Here is a 21332-nt window from a genome sequence, read left to right as displayed (position 1 = left end):
TCGGTCCGCGAAATTCTATGGGGGGCAAGATGGGAACTCCTCTTCCATTCCGGAAGGGGCCCCGCCACTTTTCACCAGCCAACGGCTGGCGCGCGGAAGACTTGCTCCGGGGCCTGACAGCCCCTCGGCTCCCCCTCATTCTCCATAGAGGCGGAGTGCGTTCTGACCCAGCACGCCCGCCAGCGCCTCGTCACCCAGCTTCAGGCCGAGCAGCGTCTTGAGCTCGCGGTCCCACGCGTAGGGGATGTTGGGGAAGTCCGTCCCGTAGAGGATGCGCTCGGGCCGCACCTGCAGTGCCCTGCGGGGCAGGGGGACGGGGAAGTAGCCGGCCACCGTCATGGTGGTGTCCATCCAGAGGTTGTCGTGGCGCTCGAGCAGGCGCGAGTACGCGTCGAACTCGTCCGCCCCCAGGTGGGGCACGCACAGCTTCAGCGTGGGGTGGTCCTTCAGCACGCGCTCCACGCGCTCGGCGCCGCAGATTTCGTACGGGTCGCAGTGGTACTCCGGGCTCGCGGGCTCCCGGCCGGCATGCATGACGAGCGGCCGTCCCGCCTTCGCGCAGGCGGCGTACACCTCGTGGAGCTGCGGCGCGTCCGGCGAGAAGCACTGCACATGGCAGTGCAGCTTCACGCCACGCAGCCCCAGGGCGAAGGCCTCTTCCAGAATCTGGGTGGCCCCTTCCTCGCCCGGCAGCACGGTGGCGAGCCCCAGCACGCGGGGCTCGGCGCGGGCCACCTCGGCCACGTAGGCGTTGAGCGCGCGGGCCATGCCCGGCCGGTGGGCGTAGTGGAGCGCCACCACCCGGCTCACCCCTCGTGAGAGGAGGAAGGACACCACCTCGGGCGTGTGCAGCTTGTAGCGGATGGGCCAGCCGTACTGGTCGAACCAGCGCCACACCGCCTCGAAGACGCGGTCCGGGAAGAGGTGCACGTGCGCGTCCACCACGGGCGGCAGCCCCCTGGGCAGGCGGAGGCCCTCCTCGTCCCCGAGCGCGGGCATGGGCATGGAGATGCCGGCGTCGCGCCACGTGCGGGAAGAGGCCAGGCAGGGCGCGGGGACGTCCTCGGGGGCTTCGGAAGGAGGAAGCATCACGGGAAGGACGCTTACTCCTTCTTCCCGCCGCCGTCCTCTGCCTCGCCGTCCATCCGCCGGAGGTATGTGTTGTGCGAGTACCCCTGGCGCGCCAGCCGCTGCGCCTCGATGGCATCCGCGACCTTCGAGCACACCTGGCCCAGCATGCGGAGGGACTCGGCCAGCAGCCGCTCGGCATGGTCCTGGGCATCCGCGCCCTGGATGGTGGTTCGCTCTCTGCGGAACAGCCCGGGCAACTTCATCCCAGCCAATCTAGGGGACACGCCGCCCCCACGCCACCGGCCTCCGGGCGCCCCCCGCCACGCCGCTCCACGCCCCGGCGACCGCCACCGTCACCCCGGGAATGATCCACCGGACGACCCGGGAGGCCGCTTGACCGCATTGACAGGCCGGAAAATTTACACTTTTGAGCACTCGTCGCCGGCCTTCCCCCCGGCTCCCCCCTGATGCGTCCTGTAACCAACGGGATTCCCAAGGGATTGACGAATTTTCAAGAGGGGGGATGACACGGAGTTAATCCGGCCCTACATTGCGAACGTCTGATTTGCGGCAGAGGAGCTGCGCATGGCTTACGACGGCGAGCTGGTGAAGATGCAGAACGGTCGCTGGGCGCGGTTCCAGCGGTGCCAGGTGTACCGCCCGGGCGTCGAGGACGCGGGCGAGACGATGCTGCTCATCGCGGTGGAGCTGGAGGAGCGCTACCAGCAGCTGCTCGACGAGGCGGCGGATTCCCTGGCCCAGTACCGGCTCCGGGGCGTGCCCGTTCAGGTCCGGCTGGACCCCGAGGCGCAGGGCATCACCCTGCAGCCCGAGTCCCCCGTGGCCTCACCGGCGGTGCACTAGTCCCGCACTCCGCGTTCGCGGGGTGAGCTGGGATTGACGGATTCACAACATCTGGGGCCTCGCGATTCACATCGCGGGGCCCCAGGCTTTTACAGCCCCTGGCGTGGAGCGTCAGGCGCCCTCGAGCCAGCGGGTGTAGGCGCCGAGGCCGTAGTCGCGGCCGAGGAAGTCCCTCACCAGGTCGGCCGCGTCCTTGGAGCCGCCAGGAGCCAGCACGGCGTCGCGGTAGCGCCGCGCGGTGGCGGGGTCCATGAGGCCGTGCTGGTGGAAGGGCGTGAGCAAATCCCGCGCGATGACGAGCGACCAGAGGTACGCGTAGTACGAGGACGAGTAGTAGCCGTCGAGCTGGGTGAAGGAGAGGTGGACGTAGCTGCCCTCCTCGGCGCGGAAGGGCAGGTACCGCTCCTGGAGCGCCTTCACCCGGGGCGTGGTGTCCAGGCCCGCCGGGTCGCCCGAGTGGAGCTGGAGGCTGACGGCGGCGTAGAAGAGTTGCTGGCGCAGCCATAGCCCCTTGCTGAAGGCGTCCGCGCGCCGCATGCGGGCGATGGTGTCCTCGGGCAGGGGCTCGCCGGTGTACAGGTGGCGGGCGAAGAGCCGCAGGGACTCGGGGCGCCAGGCCCACTCCTCCATCACCTGGGCGGGGGCCTCCACGAAGTCGCGCTCGGTGCGGGAGCCGGACAGGCCCGCCCAGCGCACGCGGCCGCCGAGGATGTGGTGCAGCAGGTGGCCGAACTCGTGGAAGAAGGCGCGCACCTCGCTGTGCAGCAGCAGGGCGGGGCGGTGGGCGCCGGGCCGGGGGAAGTTGCACATCAGCACGCCCTCCGGGAGCACCTTCCCGGCGCGGCCGGTGGCCAGGTCCCACTGCGCGGAGTGCGTGAGCTTGTGCGGGCGCGGGTGCATGTCCAGGTAGAAACGCCCCAGGCGCGTGCCGCCCTCGTACACGTCCCAGGCCTCCACCTCCGGGTGCCACACGGGGGCGTCCGGGACGCGGCGGTAGGTGAGTCCGAAGAGGCGCGAGGTGATGTCGAGGAGCCCCTGCTTCACGCGGGTGTACTCGAAGTAGGGCCGCACCTCGCGCGAGTCGAAGCGGTACTGCTCGGCGCGCACGCGGTCCTCCAGGAAGGCCTGCTCCCACGGGTCCACGCGGGTGGCGTCCGGCGTGTCCCGCCGCTTGCGCTCCAGCAGCGCGCCGTAGTCGTCGTGCGCACGGCCGGCGGTGGCATCCGCCAGCCGCTCGATGAAGTCCGCGGCGGTCCGCGGGTGGCGGACCATCTTGTCCTCGGCGGTGTAGGCGGCCCAGCTCGGGTAGCCCAGCAGCGTGGCCAGCTCATGGCGTGCCTGGAGCAGCCGCGCCAGCGTGTCCAGGTTGGCCGGGTGGCCCCGCCGCCGGTTGGCGCGCCAGAGGTCCTCGCGGGCCCGGCCGCTTCGCGCGTAGGCCATGAAGGGCAGGTAGTCCGGCGTCTCGGTGGTGATGCTCACCCGTCCATCCGGCCCGGGCGGATGGGCTCGCACGTAGTCCTCCGGCAGGCCCTCCAGCTCCTCCGGCGCCAGCGCCACGGAGCGCACGTCCTCGTGGATGTGGCGGCCGAACTCCTGGCCCAGCCGGGTGAGCTGCTCGTGCAGGTGCCGCACCCGCTCTCGCGTGGCCGTGTCCCGGTCCACGCCGGCCCGGCGGAAGTCGCGCAGCACCCGCGCCACCCAGCGCCGGGTGGCCGCGTCCTGGTCCTCCAGCTTCAGCGAGGCCAGCGCCGTGTACACCCGCGGGTCCAGGGCGATGTCCGTGCGCGCCGCCTCCGCCTGCTGCTCGCACGTGCTCGCCGCCGCGCGGAAGGCCACGCTCGGGTGTCCGTTGGCGGCGATGCCCGCGCGCCCGACGGCGTCGTCCAGCAGGGCAATCGCGTCGTCATACAGGGTGAGGGCCGCCTCGGTGTCCCCCGGTGCGCGCGGGGCCACCAGCCACGCCACCCGCGTGCGCGCCCGCTGGAGGTCCTCCAGGCAGGCCGTCAGGAAGCGCTCGGGCGTGGTGGCGAGGTGGCGCCCCGCGTCGGGCTCCAGCCGCGCGGCACCGCCGGGCGGGGAGGCGGGGAGGGGGGAGGGGCCGGCGCACCCCGCCAGGGCGCAGGTGACGATGATGGCGAGCGTGCGGTGCAAGTGCCCTCCCTCGAGCGGGGTGTGGGGCAACGAGCGGCGGGCCGGCCTCCTTCCGCTGCGTGCTCCTTCCTGAGATGACGGCGAGCGCGCCGTTTCGTCGCAAGAATGTGCGTTGGGCACCCGGGGACCCGGGTCGGCTCTCCGGGTGTGAGAAGGTGGAGCCGCGCGGCTTCAGCCCACCTGGAAGAAGCGGGCGGCGTTCTCCCGGGCGATGCGGCGGACGATGCGCTCGGAGAGGTTGGCCTTGGCCAGGAGGTTGGCCATGCGTGCCAGCCCGAGGATGTCGCCCGCGCCATCACCCGCGTCCGAGTTCAGCACCAGCCGCTCGCTGCCCAGCCGCCGCACCAGCGCCACCGCTCGCTCGGCCTTGAGCGCCTCCGGGTGCAGCGTCAGCCCCGCCCAGTGGCCCACCTCGAGGATGGTGCGCACCGTGCGCGCGTTGGCGTGGTCCACCAGCACGCGCGAGGGCAGCACGCCGGACTGCCGCAGCAGCGTGAGGATGCGCCGCGTGTGGCGCTCCTTGTCGACGGTGGGCGTGTGCACCACCACCCGCAGCTTGAGGCTCCGGGCCAGCGCGAGCTGCTCCAGGAAGGCCTCCTCCTCCTCCTCGCCGCCTGCGTGCAGCCCCGTCTCGCCCAGGGCCACCACGCGGCCGCCCTGGAAGTAGTCCGGCAGGGCGGACAGCACCTCGGACAGCCCGCGCCGGGGGATGCAGCGCGGGTGCACGCCCAGCGCGGCGTACGCGTGGATGCCCACCTTCTCGAACCGGGGGAGCTGGCGTTCCACCAGGTCATCGAAGTGGCGCAGCAGCGCCTTGGGCGTGGGCTCCGGGAAGTGGTGCGCCACCACCAGCACCCGCTCCACCCCGAAGAAGCGCATGGACTCCAGGTCCTGGTCGCTCAGGCCCTCGGGGTGCAGGTGCGCGTCGAAGATGGGAACGGGTTCGGGCACCGCTCAATCCTGCCCCAGGGCCATGCCCTCGTTGCGTGGGTCGCTCGCGGAGTAGCGCAGGCCCGTCTTCGGGTCGACGAACACCGCCTCCGCGTCACCCCACTGTTCCACCCGGCGAATCTTGTGTCCCCTGGCCTCCAGGGCGGTCAGCGTGGCCGGCTCCAGGCCCCACCTGTCCACCCACAGCTCGTCCGGCAGGTACTGGTGGTGCACGCGGCCCTCGTTCACCGCGCGCGCCACGTCCATGCCGCTGTCCACCACGTGGCTGATGACCTGGATGACGGTGGTGGGGATGGTGGAGCCGCCGGGGCTGCCCACCGCCAGCATGACGCGCTTCGGGTCCTCCCTGCTGAACACCAGCGTGGGGGACATGGAGGACTGGGGCACCTTGCCGGGCTGAATCGCGTTGGGCTCGCCCGTGACGAGGCCGTACGCGTTGGGCACGCCGGGCTGGGCCGCGAAGTCGTCCATCTCGTCGTTGAGCAGCACGCCCGTGCCCTTCGCCACCACGCACGAGCCGAAGCCGTAGTTCACCGTCGTCGTCAGGGCCACCGCGTTGCCGTCCTTGTCGATGACGGAGATGTGCGTGGTGTTCTTCCGCTCCGGCTCCGGCGTCAGCACCGCGGGCTTGTCCGTCAGCGTGGAGCCCTGGACGCCCGCCGCCTGCGGCAGCAGCGAGGTGCTGAGGGTGGCCTTCTTCGGGTCGATGGAGCCGGCCAGGTCCGCGAGGTGGCCGGAGGACACCAGCCGCGCCGTGGGCACGTCCGAGAAGTCCGGGTCACCCAGGTACTTCGCCCGGTCCACGTACGCCCTGCGCACCGCCTCCACGTAGAGGTGCAGCGCCTCCGGGTCCTTGAAGGTGAAGCCTTGCGGGCGCAGCTTCTCCAGGGTGCCAAGCACCTGGAGCACGGCCACGCCGCCCGCGCTCGGCGGCGGCATGGTGAGGATGCGGTGGCCGCGGTAGCTGCCCTCCAGCGGCTGCCGGGGGCGCGTCTTGTACGAGGCCAGGTCCTCCACCGTCAGCACGCCGCCGCCCGCCCGCACCGTGCCGGCGATGGCCTTCGCCACCCGGCCCGAATAGAAGGCCCGGGCGCCGCCCTTCGCCAGCCCCTCCAGCGTGCGCGCCAGGTCCGGCTGCTTCAGCACGTGCCCCACCGGGGGCAGCTCCAGCGTGCCCTCCGCGCTCTTCACCAGGAAGATGCGCGAGGCCTCCTCGTCCCGGCGCAGGCACTCCAGCCGCCCGTTGGCCATGGTGTGGTAGCGCGGCGTCACCCAGATGCCCTTGCGCGCCGCGGAGATGGCCGGGGCCAGCACCACCGAGGGCGGCAGCTTCCCGTGCTCCTTGAGCAGCTGCAGGTAGCCCGCCACCGCGCCCGGCACCGCCACCGCCAGCGGGCCGTCCGTGGACAGGCCCGGCACCACCTTGCCGTCCTTCACGTACATGTCCCGAGTGGCCGCCTTCGGCGCCACCTCGCGGAAGTCCAGCACCTTCGTCTCGCCGCTCCCGCCGTCGTGCACCAGCGCGAAGCCGCCGCCGCCGATGCCCGAGTGGTAGGGGCCCACCACCCCCGCCACGAAGGCCGCCGCCACCGCCGCGTCCGTCGCGTTGCCGCCCTTCTCCAGCATCTCCAGCGCCGCGGCGCTCGCCTGCGGGTAGGCCGTGGCCACCGCGCCGCCGCGGTAGGGGCGCGCCGCGTGGGCCACGCACGCCAGCAGCAGCGCCACCACCGCCAGACCCCGCACCGCCGCCGCGCCCATGCGCGTGCTCCGGCGCGACGCTTCACTCCTGGAGCTCGTGTCCTTCACCGGTCCAGCCTCCTCGCGCCCATTAGTTTCCCTGCCCTGGTCTCTGTCCCGGGTGATGTGTTACCCAGGGGACAGAACACCCACCCTTCAGGGTCGGGACTCCGGAGCGCCTGACGGACTACAGGACTCCCGGTATGCACGAACTGTCCTCCCATAACCAGGATTTCAGCAGAGCAGCATTTTTCCTCTTGGATTGTTAGTGGAGAGCGTGCATCCTTTGGCTCATCTTGAGTCGGAATCGGGGAAGCGTATGAGCACGCCTGCTACGCCCGAGAAAAAGACACCGCCCGGGTCCGTGCCGCCCGCGGGCCAGGTGACGGTCTTCCTGAAGCCCTGCTTCGGCATCACCATCCAGAGAAACACCCTGGGGGTGGCCGTCAGCGCGGGCGCACAACCGGTGGACAGCCGGGAGCCTTCGTCGCCTCGCGCGGTTGACGAGTCGATTCCCTGTCCCTAATTCTCCGCCGCATGACAGCTCTGGCGGCGGTGGTGCTGTGTGCGGGCAAGGGCACGCGGATGAAGTCGGAGAAGGCCAAGGTCCTTCACCCCATCCTCGGGCGGCCCCTCTGCGCGTATCCCCTCAAGCGGGCCCTCGAACTGGGCGCCTCCCATGTGGTGCCGGTGGTGGGGCATCAGGCGGAGGCGGTGGAGAAGACGGTGCGCGCCCTCTTCCCGGACGCCCCGCTGCGCTTCGCCGTGCAGCGTGAGCAGCGCGGCACCGCGGACGCGGTGCGCTCGGCGGAGGAGGCCCTGAAGGGGTACTCCGGCCGCGTCCTCATCCTCTATGGCGACGTGCCGCTCCTGCGCCGCGAGACGCTGGAGGCGCTGCTCGCCGAGCACGACAGGACGGGCGGGCCCCTGGCGCTGGTGTCCACCACGCTGGAGGACCCCACGGGCTACGGCCGTGTCATCCGCGAGGGCGGCAGGGTGGCGCGCATCGTGGAGCACAAGGACTGCACCCCGGAGCAGCGCGCGGTGCGCGAGAGCAACGCCGGCATCTACTCGGTGGACGCGGCCTTCCTCTGGAAGGCGCTGGCCGGAATCAAGCCGCAGAACGCGCAGGGCGAGTACTACCTCACGGACCTGGTGGAGATGGCCGCGAAGCTGGGCCCGGTGGGCACGGTGGAGGCGGACGCCACGGAGACGGCCGGGGTGAATGACCGGGTGGAGCTGGCGGCGCGGGCCCGGGTGCTCCAGCAGCGCATCAACGAGGCGCACATGCGCGCGGGTGTGTCCATCCAGGACCCGGCCACCGCCTACATCGAGGAAGGCGTCGTCATCGGCCCGGACACCGAGGTGGGCCCCATGGTGACGCTGGCCGCGGGCACCGTGGTGGGCAGGGGCGTCACCCTCGGCCAGGGCAGCGTGCTGACGGCCTCCACCGTGGCGGACGGCACCGTCATCAAGCCCTACTCCGTGCTGGAGGAGGCGAAGGTGGGCGAGCGGAACGTCATCGGCCCGTTCTCCCGCCTGCGTCCAGGCACGGAGCTGGCAGAGGACGTGCATCTGGGCAACTTCGTGGAAACGAAGAAGGCGAGAATCGGCAAGGGCTCCAAGGCCAACCACCTGACGTACCTGGGCGACGCGAACATCGGCGCCGGGTGCAACGTGGGGGCGGGCACCATCACCTGTAACTATGACGGGGTGAACAAGCACGTCACGGAGCTGGGGGATGGCGTCTTCATCGGCTCGGACACCCAGCTCGTGGCGCCTGTGAAGGTGGGGGACGGCGCGTATGTCGGCGCGGGCACCACGGTGACGAAAAATGTGCCTCCTGGCAGCCTCGCTGTGTCACGGACGCCACAGACCACCAAGGAGGGCTGGGTGGCCGCGAAGAAGGCGCGCAGAGCGGGGAAGACCCAGGCGGGGTAGCCGGCGCGGCTCTTGCTTGGGGGGCAGTCGGACGACTGCCCTCGCTGACTGTAGGGGAATGGCCCGGATTGCTCTGGCGGGCGTGGGCGTGAGAGAGAGGTCGCAATATGTGCGGAATCGTTGGTTATGTCGGTGACAAGGAATCTGCCCCCATCCTGGTGTCCGGGCTGAAGAAGCTCGAGTACCGGGGCTACGACTCGGCGGGCGTGGCGGTGGTGAGCCGCAACCAGCTCAACGTGGTGCGTGCCACGGGCAAGCTGCGCAACCTGGAGAACCGGGTGGTGGCGGACCAGCCGCAGGGCACCATCGGCATCGGCCACACGCGCTGGGCGACGCACGGGCGTCCCTCGGACGAGAACGCCCACCCGCACACGTACAAGAACGTGGCGGTGGTCCACAACGGCATCATCGAGAACCACCTGAAGCTCAAGGAGCAGCTGCGCGCGCGCGGGCACGTCTTCTCCTCGGAGACGGACACGGAGGTGTTCGCGCACCTCATCTCGGACGAGCTGGAGCGCGGCCTGGAGCTGCCGGACGCGGTGCGCGCGGCCATCAACCAGGTGCAGGGCACCTACGCGCTGGCGGTGGTGACGGCCAACGACCCGAACCGCATCGTCTGCACCAAGAACGCCTCGCCCATGGTGCTGGGGCTGGGCCAGGGGCAGAACTTCATCGCCAGCGACGTGCCGGCGGTGCTCGAGCACACCCGCGACATCGTCTACATGGAGGAGGGTGACCTCGCCGTCGTCACCGCCTCGAAGGTCGACATCTTCAACCGCCAGGGCCAGCGGGTGAACCGGCCCACCCGCCGCATCGACTGGACGCCGATGATGGCGGAGAAGGGCGGCCACAAGCACTTCATGCACAAGGAGATATGGGAGCAGCCTCGCGCCGTCGGCGACACGCTGCGCGGCCGGATGCTCCTGTCCGAGGGCGACGTCCACTTCGAGGGCTGGAACCTGACCCCGGAGAAGGTGCGCTCGCTGACGAAAATCACCATCCTGGCGTGCGGCACGTCGTGGCACTCCGGCATCGCCGGCAAGCACATGATTGAGTCGCTGGCGCGCCTGCCGGTGGAGGTGGAGCTGGCGAGCGAGTTCCGCTACCGCGACCCCATCGTCGACGGGACGCACCTGGCCATCGCCATCAGCCAGTCCGGTGAGACGGCGGACACGCTGGCGGCCTTCAAGGAGGCCAAGGCGCGCGGCGCCACGGCCATGGCCATCTGCAACGTCATCGGCAGCGCGATGACTCGCGAGGCCGAGTTCTCCGTGCTCACCAACGCGGGCCCGGAGATTGGCGTGGCGTCCACCAAGGCGTTCACCACGCAGCTCGTCGCCCTGTACCTGCTGGCGGTGAAGCTGGGCCGGATGCGCGGCACCCTCACGGTGCAGGCGGCGCAGGAGCACCTGACGCACCTGGCGCAGATTCCGAAGATGATTGAGGACGTGCTCAAGTGCGAGCCGCAGGTGAAGAAGGTCGCGCGTGAGTTCATGAGCGCGCAGGACTTCCTCTTCCTCGGACGCGGCCCCATGCACCCGGTGGCGCTGGAGGGCGCGCTCAAGCTGAAGGAAATCTCGTACATCCACGCGGAGGGCTACGCGGGCGGTGAGATGAAGCACGGCCCCATCGCCCTCATCGACGAGAAGATGCCGGTGGTGGTGATTGCCCCGAAGCAGCCGCACGTGGCCTACGAGAAAATCATCGGCAACATCGAGGAGGTCCGCGCGCGCGGCGGCAAGGTCATCGCCGTCATCGACGAGGACGACGCGCACGTGGCGGGCCTCGCCGACCACGTCATCCGGATTCCCGCCGCCAGCGCGCTGCTGGCGCCGGTGGTGGCCACGATTCCGCTGCAGCTGCTCGCCTACCACGTGGCGGAGATGCGCGGGAATGACGTGGACCAGCCGCGCAACCTCGCCAAGAGCGTGACGGTGGAGTAGCCGCCGGCCGCTTCGCGCGGAGTGCCTGGAGCCCGGGTTCCCTTTCATGGGAGGCCCGGGCTTCTTCGTTCCAGCTCAGCCGATGAGGCCCAGCACGTCCGCCAGCCAGTGCCGCACGTCCTCCCGCGTGGGGCTGTTTCCGGTGTCGAGGGACCAGGTGAGGAGCGCGCCGGCCAGCTCGCCCGCGGTGTGGTAGCGGCTGACCACGTCCGGTGCCAGGGCCCTGCGGAGGATGGCGGCCAGCGTCCGGTCCAGCGTGTCCGGCAGGCTGAGCCGCGCGCCGCGGATGGCGGTCATCACCACGTCCGGGTCCGTCTCCTCGCGCCGGAAGGGGTGCCGGCCCAGGAGCAGCTCGTGGAGCACGATGCCCACGGCGAACACGTCCGAGGCGGGCGTGAGGGGCTCGCCGCGCGTCTGCTCCGGGGAGAGGTAGTGCAGCTTGCCCGCGGCCACGCCATCCGCCGGGCCGATGTCCACGCTGCGCGCCCGGGCCACGCCGAAGTCGCCGAGCTTCACCTCGCCGCCGCCGGAGAAGAAGACGTTGGCGGGGTTGACGTCGCCGTGCACCAGCCCCAGCGGCCGGCCGCTGCGCGTGCGCGCCCGGTGGAAGTAGGCCAGTCCACGAAGGACCTCGAGGCAGACGTGCACGGCCATGTCGGGCGGGAAGGGCCGGCGCTGCTCGCATAGCGCGCGCATCAGCCCGCCCAGGTCCCCGCCCACCAGCAGCTCCATGGCGATGAAGGGCCGCCCGAAGGCCTCGCCCACCTCCAGCAGCTGCACGAGGTTGGGGTGCTCCAACAGGCCCATCAGGTCCGCCTCGTCGGCGAAGACCTCCGCGGGCACGTCCTTGCGCATCAGCTTGAGCGCCACGCTGAAGGGCTGGCCTCGCAGGTCCACCGCGTCCGCGAGGAACACCTCCGCCATGCCTCCCGAGCCGAGGCGCGTGCGCAGCAGGTAGCGGCCGAAGCGGCGGGACGGCACCTCGACGGGACGGGGGACCGCGACGTGCATGGCCGCAGTGTACCGCGCGAGCCCCCGCGTCACACGCCACGGGCCCCTCCAGAATGCGCGCCGGGGCCGCCGGCCATCACCGCGCGCAATTCAGTTACAGGTTTCCAGTTGGCGTGGACGGTGAAGGTGGGCGGCTCATTCCTCCTGGCTCAGCTCGATGAGGAGCTCCAGGTCCTCGGTTGCGTCCAGGCTCTCCAGCAGCTCCAGGTTCTGCACCACCTCGAGGTCCTCCTCGGACAGCGAGGGCTGGGCGCGGGGCACTTCGCGCGCGGGGGGAGGTTCCGCCGGGACGGAGGAGGGCGGTGGTGCCGGGGGCTCCTGCGCGGCGGCGGGGAGCGCGGCCAGCGTCACCGAGGCGAGCAGGAGCAGGGGCAGGGCGCGGCTCACCGGCGCCGCCTCTCGCGCAGGCGCTCGCGCACCTCCTGGCGCTGCTCGGGTGTCATCTGCCGCCAGCGGCGCATGTTCTCCAGAATCTGCTCGCGCTTGTCGGGGTTCTCACGCAGGTACTGCCGCATGCGCTGGCGCATCTCCGCGCGCCGCTCGGGGTCCAGCTTCCTCAGCTCGCGGGCCCGCTCGCGCAGCGCCTGGCGCTCGGCGGGGGTGAGCCGCTTCAGCTCGCGCAGGTTGGCGCGGACGCGCTCGCGCTCCTCGGGCGGGAGCTGGCGCCAGCGCTCCAGGTTGGCGCGGATGCGCTCCTGCTCGTCCCTGGGCAGCGCCTTGAACTCGCGCAGCTTCGCGCGCAGCGCCTCCTTCTGCTCCGGCGTCATCCGCTCGAAGCGCTCGGCCGCCGTGCGGGGCTGTCCGGTCTCCGCGCGCGCGGGGACGCCCACCAGCAGCGTCATCCCCAGCGCCAGCGCCATCAGGCCCACGCGTCTCATTGCGCCACCTCCAGCTCGTGGAGGTTCGCGACGACCTCCAAATCCTCTGCGCTGTCGAGCCCCAGCAGCTCGTAGTCCTCGGCCACTTCCAGGTTGGCGGCCAGCTCCATCACCGCCGGGTCCGCCAGCTCGGGCGGAGCGTCGGGGCCGGGGCTCACCACCAGCAGCGCCACGGCCACCGCCGCGGCCAGGCCCACCGACGGCACCAGCACCGACGGGCGCAGCAGCCGCTTCAGCCGCTCCCACCAGGGCTCCGGCAGCGCGTCCAGCTTCGCCAGCACCGCGCGGCGGGTGGCCGGGGAGGGCTCGAAGGCCGGCAGCTCCGTCAGCCGCGTCACCGCGTTGCTCAGGAGCGCGTGCGTGGCGCGGCAGCCGGCGCAGGTGCCCAGGTGGGCCTCCACCTGCGCGCGCCGGGCCGGGGGGAGCTCCCCGTCCACGTACGCCGTCAGGTCCTCTTCGAAAAAACAGCTCATGCCCTGCTCCTCGCGGGCGCGGTGCCCGCCTGCAGCTCTTCAATCCTTCGCGCCACCGCCAGCGTGGCGCGGTGGATGAGGCTCTTCACGGCGGCCTCGCTCGCCTCGAGCGCCTCCGCGATGTCCCGGTATGCCATGCCCTCGAAGCGGCACATGGTGAAGGCCGCGCGCTCGCGGTCGCTCATGTTCCGCAGCGCCTCGCCCACCGCCCGCTCCAGCTCCCGTCCCGCCAGCGCCTGGTCCGGCATGTCTCCGTCCGGTCCGGCCATCTCCACCGCTCCTGTCTCCTCCCCCTCCGGCGTCTCCGAGGACGTGTGGGACACCCGGTACTCGCCCCGCCTCACCTCGTTGAGGCAGTGGTTGGTGGCCACCCGGAAGAGGAAGGTCTTGAACCGGGCCGTCGGCTTGTAGGCCTTCGCGTTCCGGTAGAGCTTCACGAAGATGTCCTGCGTCAGCTCCTCCGCCCGCTCCCGGTCCCCCACGAAGCGGAACGCGAAGCGCGCCACGCTCCCGTGGTAGCGGTCGAACAGCCAGGCAAACGCCTGCCGGTCTCCCGCGGCCACCTTCAGCATCGCCTGCGCGTCCGAATCCACGTCCACGTCCGACATCAACCCCGTTGCCCGCCGGAAGTTGCGGGCCACCGCCGCTTTGAACCCCGAAGGGGGCCGTGGGTACAGTTTCCTCCGTGCCGGACTCCACCCGCCCACATCCGCCCACGCCGAGGCTCGACGAGGAGGCCGGAGAGACACGATTCCCGGACGTGGCCCCCTGGAGCCCTCCGGAGGCCGAGGCCCTCCGGACGCGGCCCCAGCCCCCGCTGACGGGCAGGCCCACCCCTCCGCTGGACCTGCCGCTGCCGGTGCTGGTGCTGACGGAGCAGGCCCGGCGCGTGCCGGAGGCGGAGCGCCCGGAGCTGGCGTCGCGGCTGAATGCCCTCCTGGAGCAGATGGCGGAGGGGGCCGGGGACCGCCACGTGGCGGACACCTTCCACCGGCTGCTGGAGACCGGGAAGCTGGAGGGGCTGGTGGATGCCCGGGGCCGCTCCTGCCGCGCGGTGGCGGTGGAGGCGCTGCTGTCCCTGGGCTACCCCTATGCGCTGGAGGTGCGGCCGGAGGACCTGGAGCACCTGCGCTCCGCCGGCCGGGGCCTGCCGCGCACGGGGCTCCGGGGCCCCCTCATCCCCTCCGGGGTGCTGCTCGCGGGCCTGGGCGCGCAAATCGTCCAGGAGCTGACGAGGCCGGGCGGGCCCGACAGCCTGGTCACCACCCAGGTAGGTCTGGCGGTGCTGGCCCTGATGGCCTTGTGGCTTGCTCCGCCGCGCTCCCCCGTATACCGCTTGGGCCTCGCGCTGCTGGCCCTCGTCTCCGCCCTCGCCCTGGGGCTTCCCCTCGTGGTGGACACCCCGGCGGGGATGTGGGCTGGAGTGGCCGGGCTGGTGGCCGTCTTCCTGGCTGCCCTCCGCGAGAGCTGAGAAGCAGGATGCAGTACGGATGTCAGAGGGGTGGACTAGGGTCTACCCATCGCGTACTAAAAGCGCGTTCAGGTGGACCGGGGTGGTCCGCCAATACAAGGAGCGACGAGAAATGGCCGTGAATCAGGAGAAGGAAAAGGCAATCGAACTGGCGATGTCCGCGGTGGAGCGCCAGTTCGGCAAGGGGTCCATCATGCGGCTCGGCAAGGACGAGCCGCTGATGCGGGATGTCCAGGCCATTTCGACGGGCTCGATTTCACTCGATATCGCGCTGGGCGTGGGTGGCGTTCCCAAGGGCCGCATCATCGAAATCTTCGGGCCGGAGTCCTCCGGCAAGACGACGCTGTGTCTCCACATCGTCGCCGAGGCGCAGAAGCGTGGCGGCATCTGCGGCTACGTGGACGCGGAGCACGCGCTCGACGTGGGCTACGCCCGCAAGCTGGGCGTGCGCACCGATGACCTGCTCTTGAGCCAGCCGGACACCGGTGAGCAGGCGCTGGAAATCGCGGAGATGCTGGTGCGCTCGGGCGCCATCGACGTGCTGGTGGTGGACTCGGTCGCCGCGCTCGTGCCGAAGGCGGAGCTCGAGGGTGAGATGGGCGACGCGCACATGGGCGTGCAGGCCCGCCTCATGAGCCAGGCCCTCCGCAAGCTGACGGGCACCATCGCCAAGAGCCAGACGTGCGTCATCTTCATCAACCAGATTCGCATGAAGATTGGCGTGATGTTCGGCAACCCCGAGACGACGACGGGCGGTAACGCGCTGAAGTTCTACGCGTCGCAGCGCCTGGACATCCGCCGCATCGGCGCCATCAAGAACGGCGAGTCGGTGGTGGGCAGCCGCACCCGCGTGAAGGTGGTGAAGAACAAGGTGGCCCCCCCGTTCAAGGAGGTCGAGTTCGACATCATGTACGGCACGGGCATCTCCCGTGAGGGCGACCTCATCGACCTGGCCTCCAACGAGAACATCGTGGAGAAGAGCGGAAGCTGGTTCTCCTTCAACGGAGAGCGCATCGGCCAGGGCCGCGAGAATGCCAAGGACTACCTCAAGGAGCACCCGGAGGTGGCCAAGGACATCGAGGGCCGCGTGCTGGAGAAGTACGGCATCACCAAGGCGCCGGTCGCCGCCGCGCCCGCCGCCGAGGAGGCCGCCGAGGGTGCCAGCGAGAAGCGCGCCCGCGTGAAGGCCGTGAAGTGAGCCGGGCCGGGTAGTGGGTCGTGGGCACTCCGGGCCCACGGCCACTCCCGTCCATGCCGCGTGAGCGCGAGGGCCGACCGCCGAAAGGGGGCTGGCCCTCTCTCTTTTCTCGCGCTGGCTCCGTGTGCACGCACCGCTGGTGGATGACACGCCGCGTTGTCGCGTGAAGCGAGCCGGGATGTTTCCTGACGGGTAGACGAGCGACTTAGACTCCGCGCTCTACTTCCCAACCCCGCGCTTCCGGAGTCCTGCCTTGTTCGACAAATTCAAGCGTCGCAGTTTCCTTCAGGCCGTCGTCGCCGTCGCGGCGAGCACCGCGTTCGGGTGCTCGGATGATGAGAACGGCGCGCCGCCGTCGGATGACCGTGCGAAGTACTTCCCGCAGTCGGTGGCCTCGGGTGACCCGCGCGCCGACAGCGTGGTGCTGTGGGTTCGCGCGGTGGACCCGGACAACGCCAGCGCCGACGCGCGGTTGCGGCTGGAGGTGTCCACCAGCGAGGACTTTGGCACCCTGGTGCTGAACGAGCAGTTCTCCGCGCTGGCGCAGAACGACCACGCCCTCAAGGTGAAGGTCACCAACCTGTCGCCCCGCACCACGTACTACTACCGCTTCACCTTCGAGAAGGACGGCCAGAAGTTCACCACCGCGACGGGCCGCACCCGCACCGCGCCGGCCGCCGGCGACGACGTTCCGGTGAAGTTCGCCTTCGCGAGCTGCCAGGACTACATCGGCCGCTACTTCAACGCGTGGCAGCGGCTGCTCCAGCTCAACCCGGACCTGGACTTCATCGTCTTCCTCGGTGACTACATCTACGAGACGACGGGCGACGCGTCCTTCCAGTCCTCCAATGGCCAGCGCTCCGTGTTCTTCAGCGAGCCGGAGAAGGCGCTGCGGCAGGGCAAGGGCCTGGCGGCGTTCTATGCGGCCAACGCGCTGTCCAACTACCGCGACCTCTACAAGAACCTGCGCACGGACAAGGTCATCCAGCGGGTGCATGAGCGCTACCCGTTCATCGTCATGTGGGACGACCACGAGTTCTCCGACGACTGCCACGGCGCCACCGCCACGTACACGGACGGCCTGACGAACGAGGAGCAGGTGGAGCGCCGCCGCAACGCGGAGCAGGCCTTCTTCGAGTACATCCCGCTGGACAACACCAACGCGAACGCGGGCGCCATCGACCCCACCGCGGCGCCGCGCTTCCCGGACACGCGCATCTACCGGGACTTCGAGTTCGGCCGGAACCTGAAGCTGGTGGTGACGGACTTCCGCACCCATCGCCCGGACCACCTCATCCCCGAGGACGCGTACCCCGGCACGGTGGCGCTGACCGAGCAGGAGCTGCGCGCGGCGCTGCCCGCGCTGCCCGAGGCCGTGCAGGCGCAGGTGCAGGGAATGCTCGCCTCCGGCACGTTCGCGTACGTGGACATCGACGCGGAGGTGTACAGCAACCACAAGCTGGCCCTGCAGGGCGCGTACGTGCAGCAGGCCATGCAGGCGGGCCTCACCCAGGAGCAGGCCGCCGCCAAGGCCGCCGGGACGGTGAAGGGCGGCATCTCGGTGTACTACGCCAACCAGGTGCTGGACGCGGTCAACGAGGCCCGCCGGGCGGCCGGCGCTCCGGCCCTCCCGCGCTTCCCCACGGCGGGCGAGGGCGTGCTGCACGGCCTGGCCTTCGTGCACATGGGCAAGCCCGGGCTGTTCGGCATCCAGGGCTCGCGCTACATCGTCGTCAAGCCCGCCTTCGACCTGTTCGCGGGCGTGAAGTACCAGCTGGGCCGGCTGGCCAATCCCCCGAAGAACACGCAGAACGCGCTGGGCACCGAGCAGCGCGAGTGGTTCCTGCAGTCGGTGCAGGCGACCAACACGTGGAAGATCATCGTCTCCTCCGTGTCGCTGACGTCCATGGTGTTCGACCTGAGCGGCAAGACGGACATCCCGGACCCCACGCTGCGCCAGACGTTCTACTTCAACGTGGACCAGTGGGACGGCTTCCCCACGGAGAAGGCGGCGCTGCTGGGCACCCTCAAGGCGAGCGGCGTGCAGAACGCGCTGTTCATCTCCGGTGACATCCACGCGTCCTTCGCGTCGGTGGAGGGCGGCGTGCCCACGCTGACGGCGCCGGCCATCTCCTCCGGCTCCATCAAGGAGCTGGCGGGACTGGCGCTGCTGGGCGCGGGCTACGGCTCCGGCAGCACGGTGTACCGCTACATCGTCAAGGAGCTGGAGGACACGATGAAGGCGGCCCACCGGGGCATGCGGTTCGCGGACGGCGACGCCCACGGCTTCGTGATGATGGAGGTGAAGGCGGACGAGGCGCTCGCCACGTTCCACCTCATCCCCAGCTCGGAAATCACCAAGGACTACTCGCTGCGCACCGATGAGGAGCTGAGCGGGAAGTTCGCGACGAAGCAGTTCCGCATCAAGAACGACGAAATCACCGCCATCTGAGCGACAGCATCCCGCCCTCGTGGTGGGGAAGAGGGCCGCGCCGGGAGCCTCGTGCTTCCGGCCGCGGCCCTCGGCCGTTTCAGGGGGCCCGCCGTTTCCCGGGGAGTAGAGTGCCGGGCATGGGTTCTTCCGACGTTCGACTCGTGCCCGCCCGTCCGGAGCACGTGGACTTCTGGATGGTGCTGCGCTCCGAGCCCGGCGCGCGGCGCTTCGTGGACACGGAGGACGACTCGCGCGAGCAGTTGCTGAAGCGCATCGCGGAGGCGGGCACGTGGGGCGACACGCGCGCGAAGGGCTTCCGGTGGTTCGTGGAGTACGACGGGCGGCTCATCGGCACGGTGTCCGCGAGGGACATCTCGCGGACGCACGGCCGGGCGCAGCTCGGCTACATGCTGTCCGACGCGTACCACGGCCGGGGGCTGGGCACGCGCGCGGTGGGGATGATGCTGGAGCAGCTCTTCACGCTGCCCTTCCTCCAGCGGCTGTGGCTGACGACGCTGGCGGAGAACCTCGCCTCGCAGTCGGTGGCGCGCAAGCTGGGCTTCACGCAGGAGGGCACGATGCGCGGTCACTGCATGTTCCTGGGCCAGCGCAGGGACCAGCAGCTCTGGGGACTGCTCCGGCCGGAGTGGGAGGCCCGGCGGCGCGGGTGAGACGCACCGCTGGCGAAGCGCTGTTCTTCTCCGAGCAGAAGCGGTGTCGTGGGGCCACCGCCACCGGCCGCCTGGGGCGGCAGGACGCTGGGAGGCGCGTGGGGGCCGGGTTATAGAAGCGGGGCCATGCACGCCTACGCCGCTGAGATTTCCCAGGAGCTGGGCCTCAAGCCCGAGCAGGTGGACAGGACCCTCGCGCTGAACGCCGAAGGCGCCACCGTTCCCTTCATCGCGCGCTACCGCAAGGAAGCGACGGGAGGACTGGACGAGGTCCAGATTCAAGCCATCCTCGACCGGGCGGAGGAGCGCGCCGAGCTGGACTCCCGCCGCGACACCATCCTCCGCTCCATTGAAGAGCAGGGGAAGCTGACCCCGGCGCTGGAGAAGGCGCTCAAGGCCGCGAAGACGCGCACCGAGCTGGAGGACCTCTACCTCCCGTACAAGCCCAAGCGCCGCACGCGTGCCGCCATTGCCCGCGAGCGAGGGCTGGAGCCGTTGGCGGACCTGCTGTGGAAGCAGGAGGGCAAGCGCGGCGAGGACCGGGACGGCAAGGTGCGGCCGTTCGTCAATCCGGAGAAGGAGGTTCCGGACCTGGAGGCGGCGCTCGCGGGTGCGCGCGACATCTGCGCCGAGCGCATGGCCGAGGACGCCGGCCTGCGCCGCGAGGCCCGCGAGGTCTGCACGAGGCGGGGCACGGTGCGCTCGGACGTGGTGGCCTCGAAGAAGGGCGAGCCCACCAAGTTCGAGAACTACTACGGCCACGAGGAGCCGCTGTCCCAGGCCCCGTCCCACCGCGTGCTGGCGCTCTTGCGTGGCGAGGAGGAGGGCGTGCTGAAGGTGAAGCTCGGCATGCCGGACGACGAGGTGAAGGCGCTGCTCGCGTCGCGGGTGGTGACGAAGCCGCAGTCCCTCTTCGCGCAGGAGCTGCGCGCCGCCGTGGAGGACGGGTGGGAGCGGCTGATGGGGCCGTCGCTGGAGTCGGAGCTGCGCGCCGAGCTGAAGGAGCGCGCGGACAAGCAGGCCATCGGCGTGTTCGGAGAGAATCTGCGCCACCTGCTGCTCGCGCCGCCGGCGGGAGCGCGGGCGGTGCTGGCGCTGGACCCGGGCCTGCGCACGGGCATCAAGCTGGCGATGATGGACGTCACCGGCAAGGTGGTGGAGACGCTGACGCTCTACACGGAGCGCAGCGCGGACGAGCGCGCGAAGGCGGCGAAGCTGCTGGAAGCGGTGGTGAAGAAGCACAAGCCGGAGCTCATCGCCGTGGGCAACGGTACCGGCAGCCGCGAGGCGGAAGGCTTCGTGCGTGACACGCTGAAGGCCATGGGCTCGCAGCTCCCGGTGGTGTCGGTGAGCGAGCAGGGCGCGTCGGTGTACTCGGCGTCCGAGGTGGCGCGCGACGAGTTCCCGGACCTGGACGTGAGCCTGCGCGGCGCGGTGTCCATCGGCCGGCGCCTGCAGGACCCGCTGGCGGAGCTGGTGAAGCTCGACCCGAAGAGCATCGGCGTGGGGCAGTACCAGCACGACGTGGACCAGGGGCTCCTGAAGAAGAAGCTGGGCGAGGTGGTGGACTCGTGCGTCAACGCGGTGGGCGTGGACGTGAATACCGCGTCGCCGCAGCTCCTGGAGCACGTGTCGGGCGTGGGCCCGTCGCTGGCGAAGAAGCTGGTGGCGCACCGGGCGTCGAAGGGGCGCTTCACCACGCGGCGCGAGCTGCTGAAGGTGAGCGGCCTGGGGCCCAAGACGTTCGAGCAGGCGGCGGGCTTCCTGCGCGTGCGCGGACCGGAGCCGCTGGACGCGAGCGCGGTGCACCCGGAGCGCTACCCGGTGGTGGAGCGCATGGCGAAGGACCTGGGCGTGGAGGTGGGCGCGCTGGTGGGCAACGCGGCGCTGGTGCGGAAGATTGATGCGAAGCGCTACCTGGGCCCGGACCTGGGAGAGATGACGCTGAAGGACATCCTCGCCGAGCTGGAGAAGCCCAGCAGAGACCCGCGTGGTGACTTCACGGCGCCGCAGCTGCGCGAGGACCTGCGCACGCTGGAGGACGTGAAGGAGGGCATGGTGCTCCAGGGCGTGGTGACCAACGTCACCGCGTTCGGCGCCTTCGTGGATGTGGGCGTGCACCAGGACGGCCTGGTGCATGTGTCGCAGCTCTCCACGAAGTTCGTGAAGGACCCGTCCGAGGTGGTGAAGGTCGGTGACAGGCTGACGGTGCGCGTGCTCACCGTGGACCTGGCCCGGAAGCGCCTGGCGCTCTCCGTGCGCGCCGTGCAGGAGGGTGGGGCGCCGCAGCCGGGTTCGAGCCGGCCCGCCGTGGGCGGAGCGTCGGGGCCGGGGCGGATGACGGAGCGGAGCGGCGGCGGGCCCCGGCAGGGCGCTCGGCCCTCCGGTGGCTTAGGAGGCAGGCCTTCTTCGGGCGCTGGCGCTTCGAGTCCAGGAGGCAAGCCCACTGCGGGGCCAGGGGGCTCCGGCTTCAGCGAAAAGAAGAGCGCCGAGCCGTTCAACAACCCGTTCCGCAATTTAAGGAAGCCCTAACCGTGT

At 70.7% G+C, this 21332-nt stretch carries 18 protein-coding genes; 8 read left to right on the top strand and 10 right to left on the bottom strand.

The window, feature by feature from the left end; genetic code table 11:
• Positions 1–135 precede the first annotated feature (135 nt).
• Together K8638_RS00280 and K8638_RS00275 are read right to left on the bottom strand one after the other, a co-directional pair.
• Positions 136–1089, bottom strand: coding sequence for an amidohydrolase family protein (locus K8638_RS00280; protein ID WP_223752923.1), 954 nt, complete (start codon positions 1087–1089; stop codon positions 136–138).
• A gap of 14 nt (positions 1090–1103) precedes the next feature.
• Positions 1104–1334: a hypothetical protein gene (locus K8638_RS00275; protein WP_223752336.1), complete on the bottom strand. Its 231-nt coding sequence runs from the start codon at positions 1332–1334 to the stop codon at positions 1104–1106.
• Positions 1335–1656: 322 nt separating this feature from the next.
• On the opposite strand from K8638_RS00275, the gene K8638_RS00270 reads away from it, so the two are divergent.
• Positions 1657–1935, top strand: a complete 279-nt coding sequence (locus tag K8638_RS00270) for a hypothetical protein (protein WP_223752335.1) — start codon at positions 1657–1659, stop codon at positions 1933–1935.
• A gap of 111 nt (positions 1936–2046) precedes the next feature.
• Here the strand turns inward: K8638_RS00270 and K8638_RS00265 are convergent, their stop codons facing one another.
• The 3 genes from K8638_RS00265 to ggt all read right to left on the bottom strand — a co-directional run bounded on the left by K8638_RS00265 (position 2047) and on the right by ggt (position 6795).
• Entirely contained in the window at positions 2047–4086 is a 2040-nt protein-coding gene (locus tag K8638_RS00265; RefSeq protein ID WP_223752334.1) for a M3 family metallopeptidase, read from the bottom strand.
• 171 nt (positions 4087–4257) lie between these two features.
• A complete protein-coding gene (locus K8638_RS00260; RefSeq protein ID WP_223752333.1) occupies positions 4258–5037 on the bottom strand; it encodes a TatD family hydrolase in 780 nt (259 codons plus the stop codon).
• Between the two features lie 3 nt (positions 5038–5040).
• A complete protein-coding gene (ggt, locus tag K8638_RS00255; protein WP_223752922.1) occupies positions 5041–6795 on the bottom strand; it encodes a gamma-glutamyltransferase in 1755 nt (584 codons plus the stop codon).
• Positions 6796–7299: 504 nt separating this feature from the next.
• On the opposite strand from ggt, the gene glmU reads away from it, so the two are divergent.
• The gene (gene glmU / locus K8638_RS00250) at positions 7300–8715 is read left to right on the top strand and encodes a bifunctional UDP-N-acetylglucosamine diphosphorylase/glucosamine-1-phosphate N-acetyltransferase GlmU (protein ID WP_370643903.1); all 1416 of its coding nucleotides are present in this window, start codon (positions 7300–7302) and stop codon (positions 8713–8715) included.
• Positions 8716–8822: 107 nt separating this feature from the next.
• The gene (gene glmS, locus K8638_RS00245) at positions 8823–10658 is read left to right on the top strand and encodes a glutamine--fructose-6-phosphate transaminase (isomerizing) (protein ID WP_223752331.1); all 1836 of its coding nucleotides are present in this window, start codon (positions 8823–8825) and stop codon (positions 10656–10658) included.
• A 75-nt stretch (positions 10659–10733) separates the two neighbouring features.
• On the opposite strand, the gene K8638_RS00240 is transcribed toward glmS, so the two are convergent.
• The 5 genes from K8638_RS00240 to K8638_RS00220 form a co-directional block, all read right to left on the bottom strand.
• Positions 10734–11669 carry a serine/threonine-protein kinase gene (locus K8638_RS00240; RefSeq protein WP_223752330.1) on the bottom strand — a complete coding sequence of 312 codons (936 nt, stop codon included), beginning with the start codon at positions 11667–11669 and terminating at the stop codon, positions 10734–10736.
• A gap of 135 nt (positions 11670–11804) precedes the next feature.
• Complete coding sequence (locus K8638_RS00235) at positions 11805–12056, bottom strand: hypothetical protein (RefSeq protein ID WP_223752329.1); 252 nt, start codon at positions 12054–12056, stop codon at positions 11805–11807.
• Positions 12053–12547 carry a DUF3106 domain-containing protein gene (locus K8638_RS00230; RefSeq protein ID WP_223752328.1) on the bottom strand — a complete coding sequence of 165 codons (495 nt, stop codon included), beginning with the start codon at positions 12545–12547 and terminating at the stop codon, positions 12053–12055. The genes K8638_RS00235 and K8638_RS00230 overlap by 4 nt, the downstream gene beginning before the upstream one ends.
• Positions 12544–13020, bottom strand: coding sequence for an anti-sigma factor (locus K8638_RS00225; protein WP_223752327.1), 477 nt, complete (start codon positions 13018–13020; stop codon positions 12544–12546). The genes K8638_RS00230 and K8638_RS00225 overlap by 4 nt, the downstream gene beginning before the upstream one ends.
• Complete coding sequence (locus tag K8638_RS00220) at positions 13017–13628, bottom strand: RNA polymerase sigma factor (RefSeq protein ID WP_370643902.1); 612 nt, start codon at positions 13626–13628, stop codon at positions 13017–13019. The genes K8638_RS00225 and K8638_RS00220 overlap by 4 nt, the downstream gene beginning before the upstream one ends.
• A gap of 59 nt (positions 13629–13687) precedes the next feature.
• Here K8638_RS00220 and K8638_RS00215 point away from each other — a divergent pair, with 59 nt between their 5' ends.
• From K8638_RS00215 to K8638_RS00195, 5 genes are all read left to right on the top strand, one after another.
• Complete coding sequence (locus K8638_RS00215) at positions 13688–14491, top strand: hypothetical protein (RefSeq protein WP_223752325.1); 804 nt, start codon at positions 13688–13690, stop codon at positions 14489–14491.
• 112 nt (positions 14492–14603) lie between these two features.
• Positions 14604–15689, top strand: a complete 1086-nt coding sequence (recA, locus tag K8638_RS00210; protein WP_223752324.1) for a recombinase RecA — start codon at positions 14604–14606, stop codon at positions 15687–15689.
• Between the two features lie 253 nt (positions 15690–15942).
• Positions 15943–18141 (top strand): alkaline phosphatase, encoded by a 2199-nt coding sequence (locus K8638_RS00205; RefSeq protein WP_223752323.1) that lies wholly within the window; start codon positions 15943–15945, stop codon positions 18139–18141.
• A gap of 119 nt (positions 18142–18260) precedes the next feature.
• Positions 18261–18794, top strand: a complete 534-nt coding sequence (locus tag K8638_RS00200; RefSeq protein ID WP_223752322.1) for a GNAT family N-acetyltransferase — start codon at positions 18261–18263, stop codon at positions 18792–18794.
• A 126-nt stretch (positions 18795–18920) separates the two neighbouring features.
• On the top strand, positions 18921–21326 hold the full coding sequence (locus K8638_RS00195) for a Tex family protein (protein ID WP_223752321.1): 2406 nt from the start codon (positions 18921–18923) through the stop codon (positions 21324–21326).
• Positions 21327–21332: the final 6 nt, after the last annotated feature.

It is taken from the genome of Myxococcus sp. RHSTA-1-4 (assembly GCF_020037125.1).
Lineage (GTDB): Bacteria > Myxococcota > Myxococcia > Myxococcales > Myxococcaceae > Myxococcus.
The sequence above is the reverse complement of the archived record's forward strand: the minus strand, read 5'-3'. Positions and strand labels throughout refer to the sequence as shown.

Coding starts and splice junctions, on each gene's coding strand:
- K8638_RS00280 (WP_223752923.1), bottom strand. CDS start 1,089: ATGCTTCCTCCTTCCGAAGCCCCCGAGGACGTCCCCGCGCCCTGCCTG.
- K8638_RS00275 (WP_223752336.1), bottom strand. CDS start 1,334: ATGAAGTTGCCCGGGCTGTTCCGCAGAGAGCGAACCACCATCCAGGGC.
- K8638_RS00270 (WP_223752335.1), top strand. CDS start 1,657: ATGGCTTACGACGGCGAGCTGGTGAAGATGCAGAACGGTCGCTGGGCG.
- ggt (WP_223752922.1), bottom strand. CDS start 6,795: ATGGGCGCGGCGGCGGTGCGGGGTCTGGCGGTGGTGGCGCTGCTGCTG.
- glmS (WP_223752331.1), top strand. CDS start 8,823: ATGTGCGGAATCGTTGGTTATGTCGGTGACAAGGAATCTGCCCCCATC.
- K8638_RS00240 (WP_223752330.1), bottom strand. CDS start 11,669: ATGCACGTCGCGGTCCCCCGTCCCGTCGAGGTGCCGTCCCGCCGCTTC.
- K8638_RS00230 (WP_223752328.1), bottom strand. CDS start 12,547: ATGAGACGCGTGGGCCTGATGGCGCTGGCGCTGGGGATGACGCTGCTG.
- K8638_RS00225 (WP_223752327.1), bottom strand. CDS start 13,020: ATGAGCTGTTTTTTCGAAGAGGACCTGACGGCGTACGTGGACGGGGAG.
- K8638_RS00220 (WP_370643902.1), bottom strand. CDS start 13,628: ATGTCGGACGTGGACGTGGATTCGGACGCGCAGGCGATGCTGAAGGTG.
- recA (WP_223752324.1), top strand. CDS start 14,604: ATGGCCGTGAATCAGGAGAAGGAAAAGGCAATCGAACTGGCGATGTCC.
- K8638_RS00200 (WP_223752322.1), top strand. CDS start 18,261: ATGGGTTCTTCCGACGTTCGACTCGTGCCCGCCCGTCCGGAGCACGTG.
- K8638_RS00195 (WP_223752321.1), top strand. CDS start 18,921: ATGCACGCCTACGCCGCTGAGATTTCCCAGGAGCTGGGCCTCAAGCCC.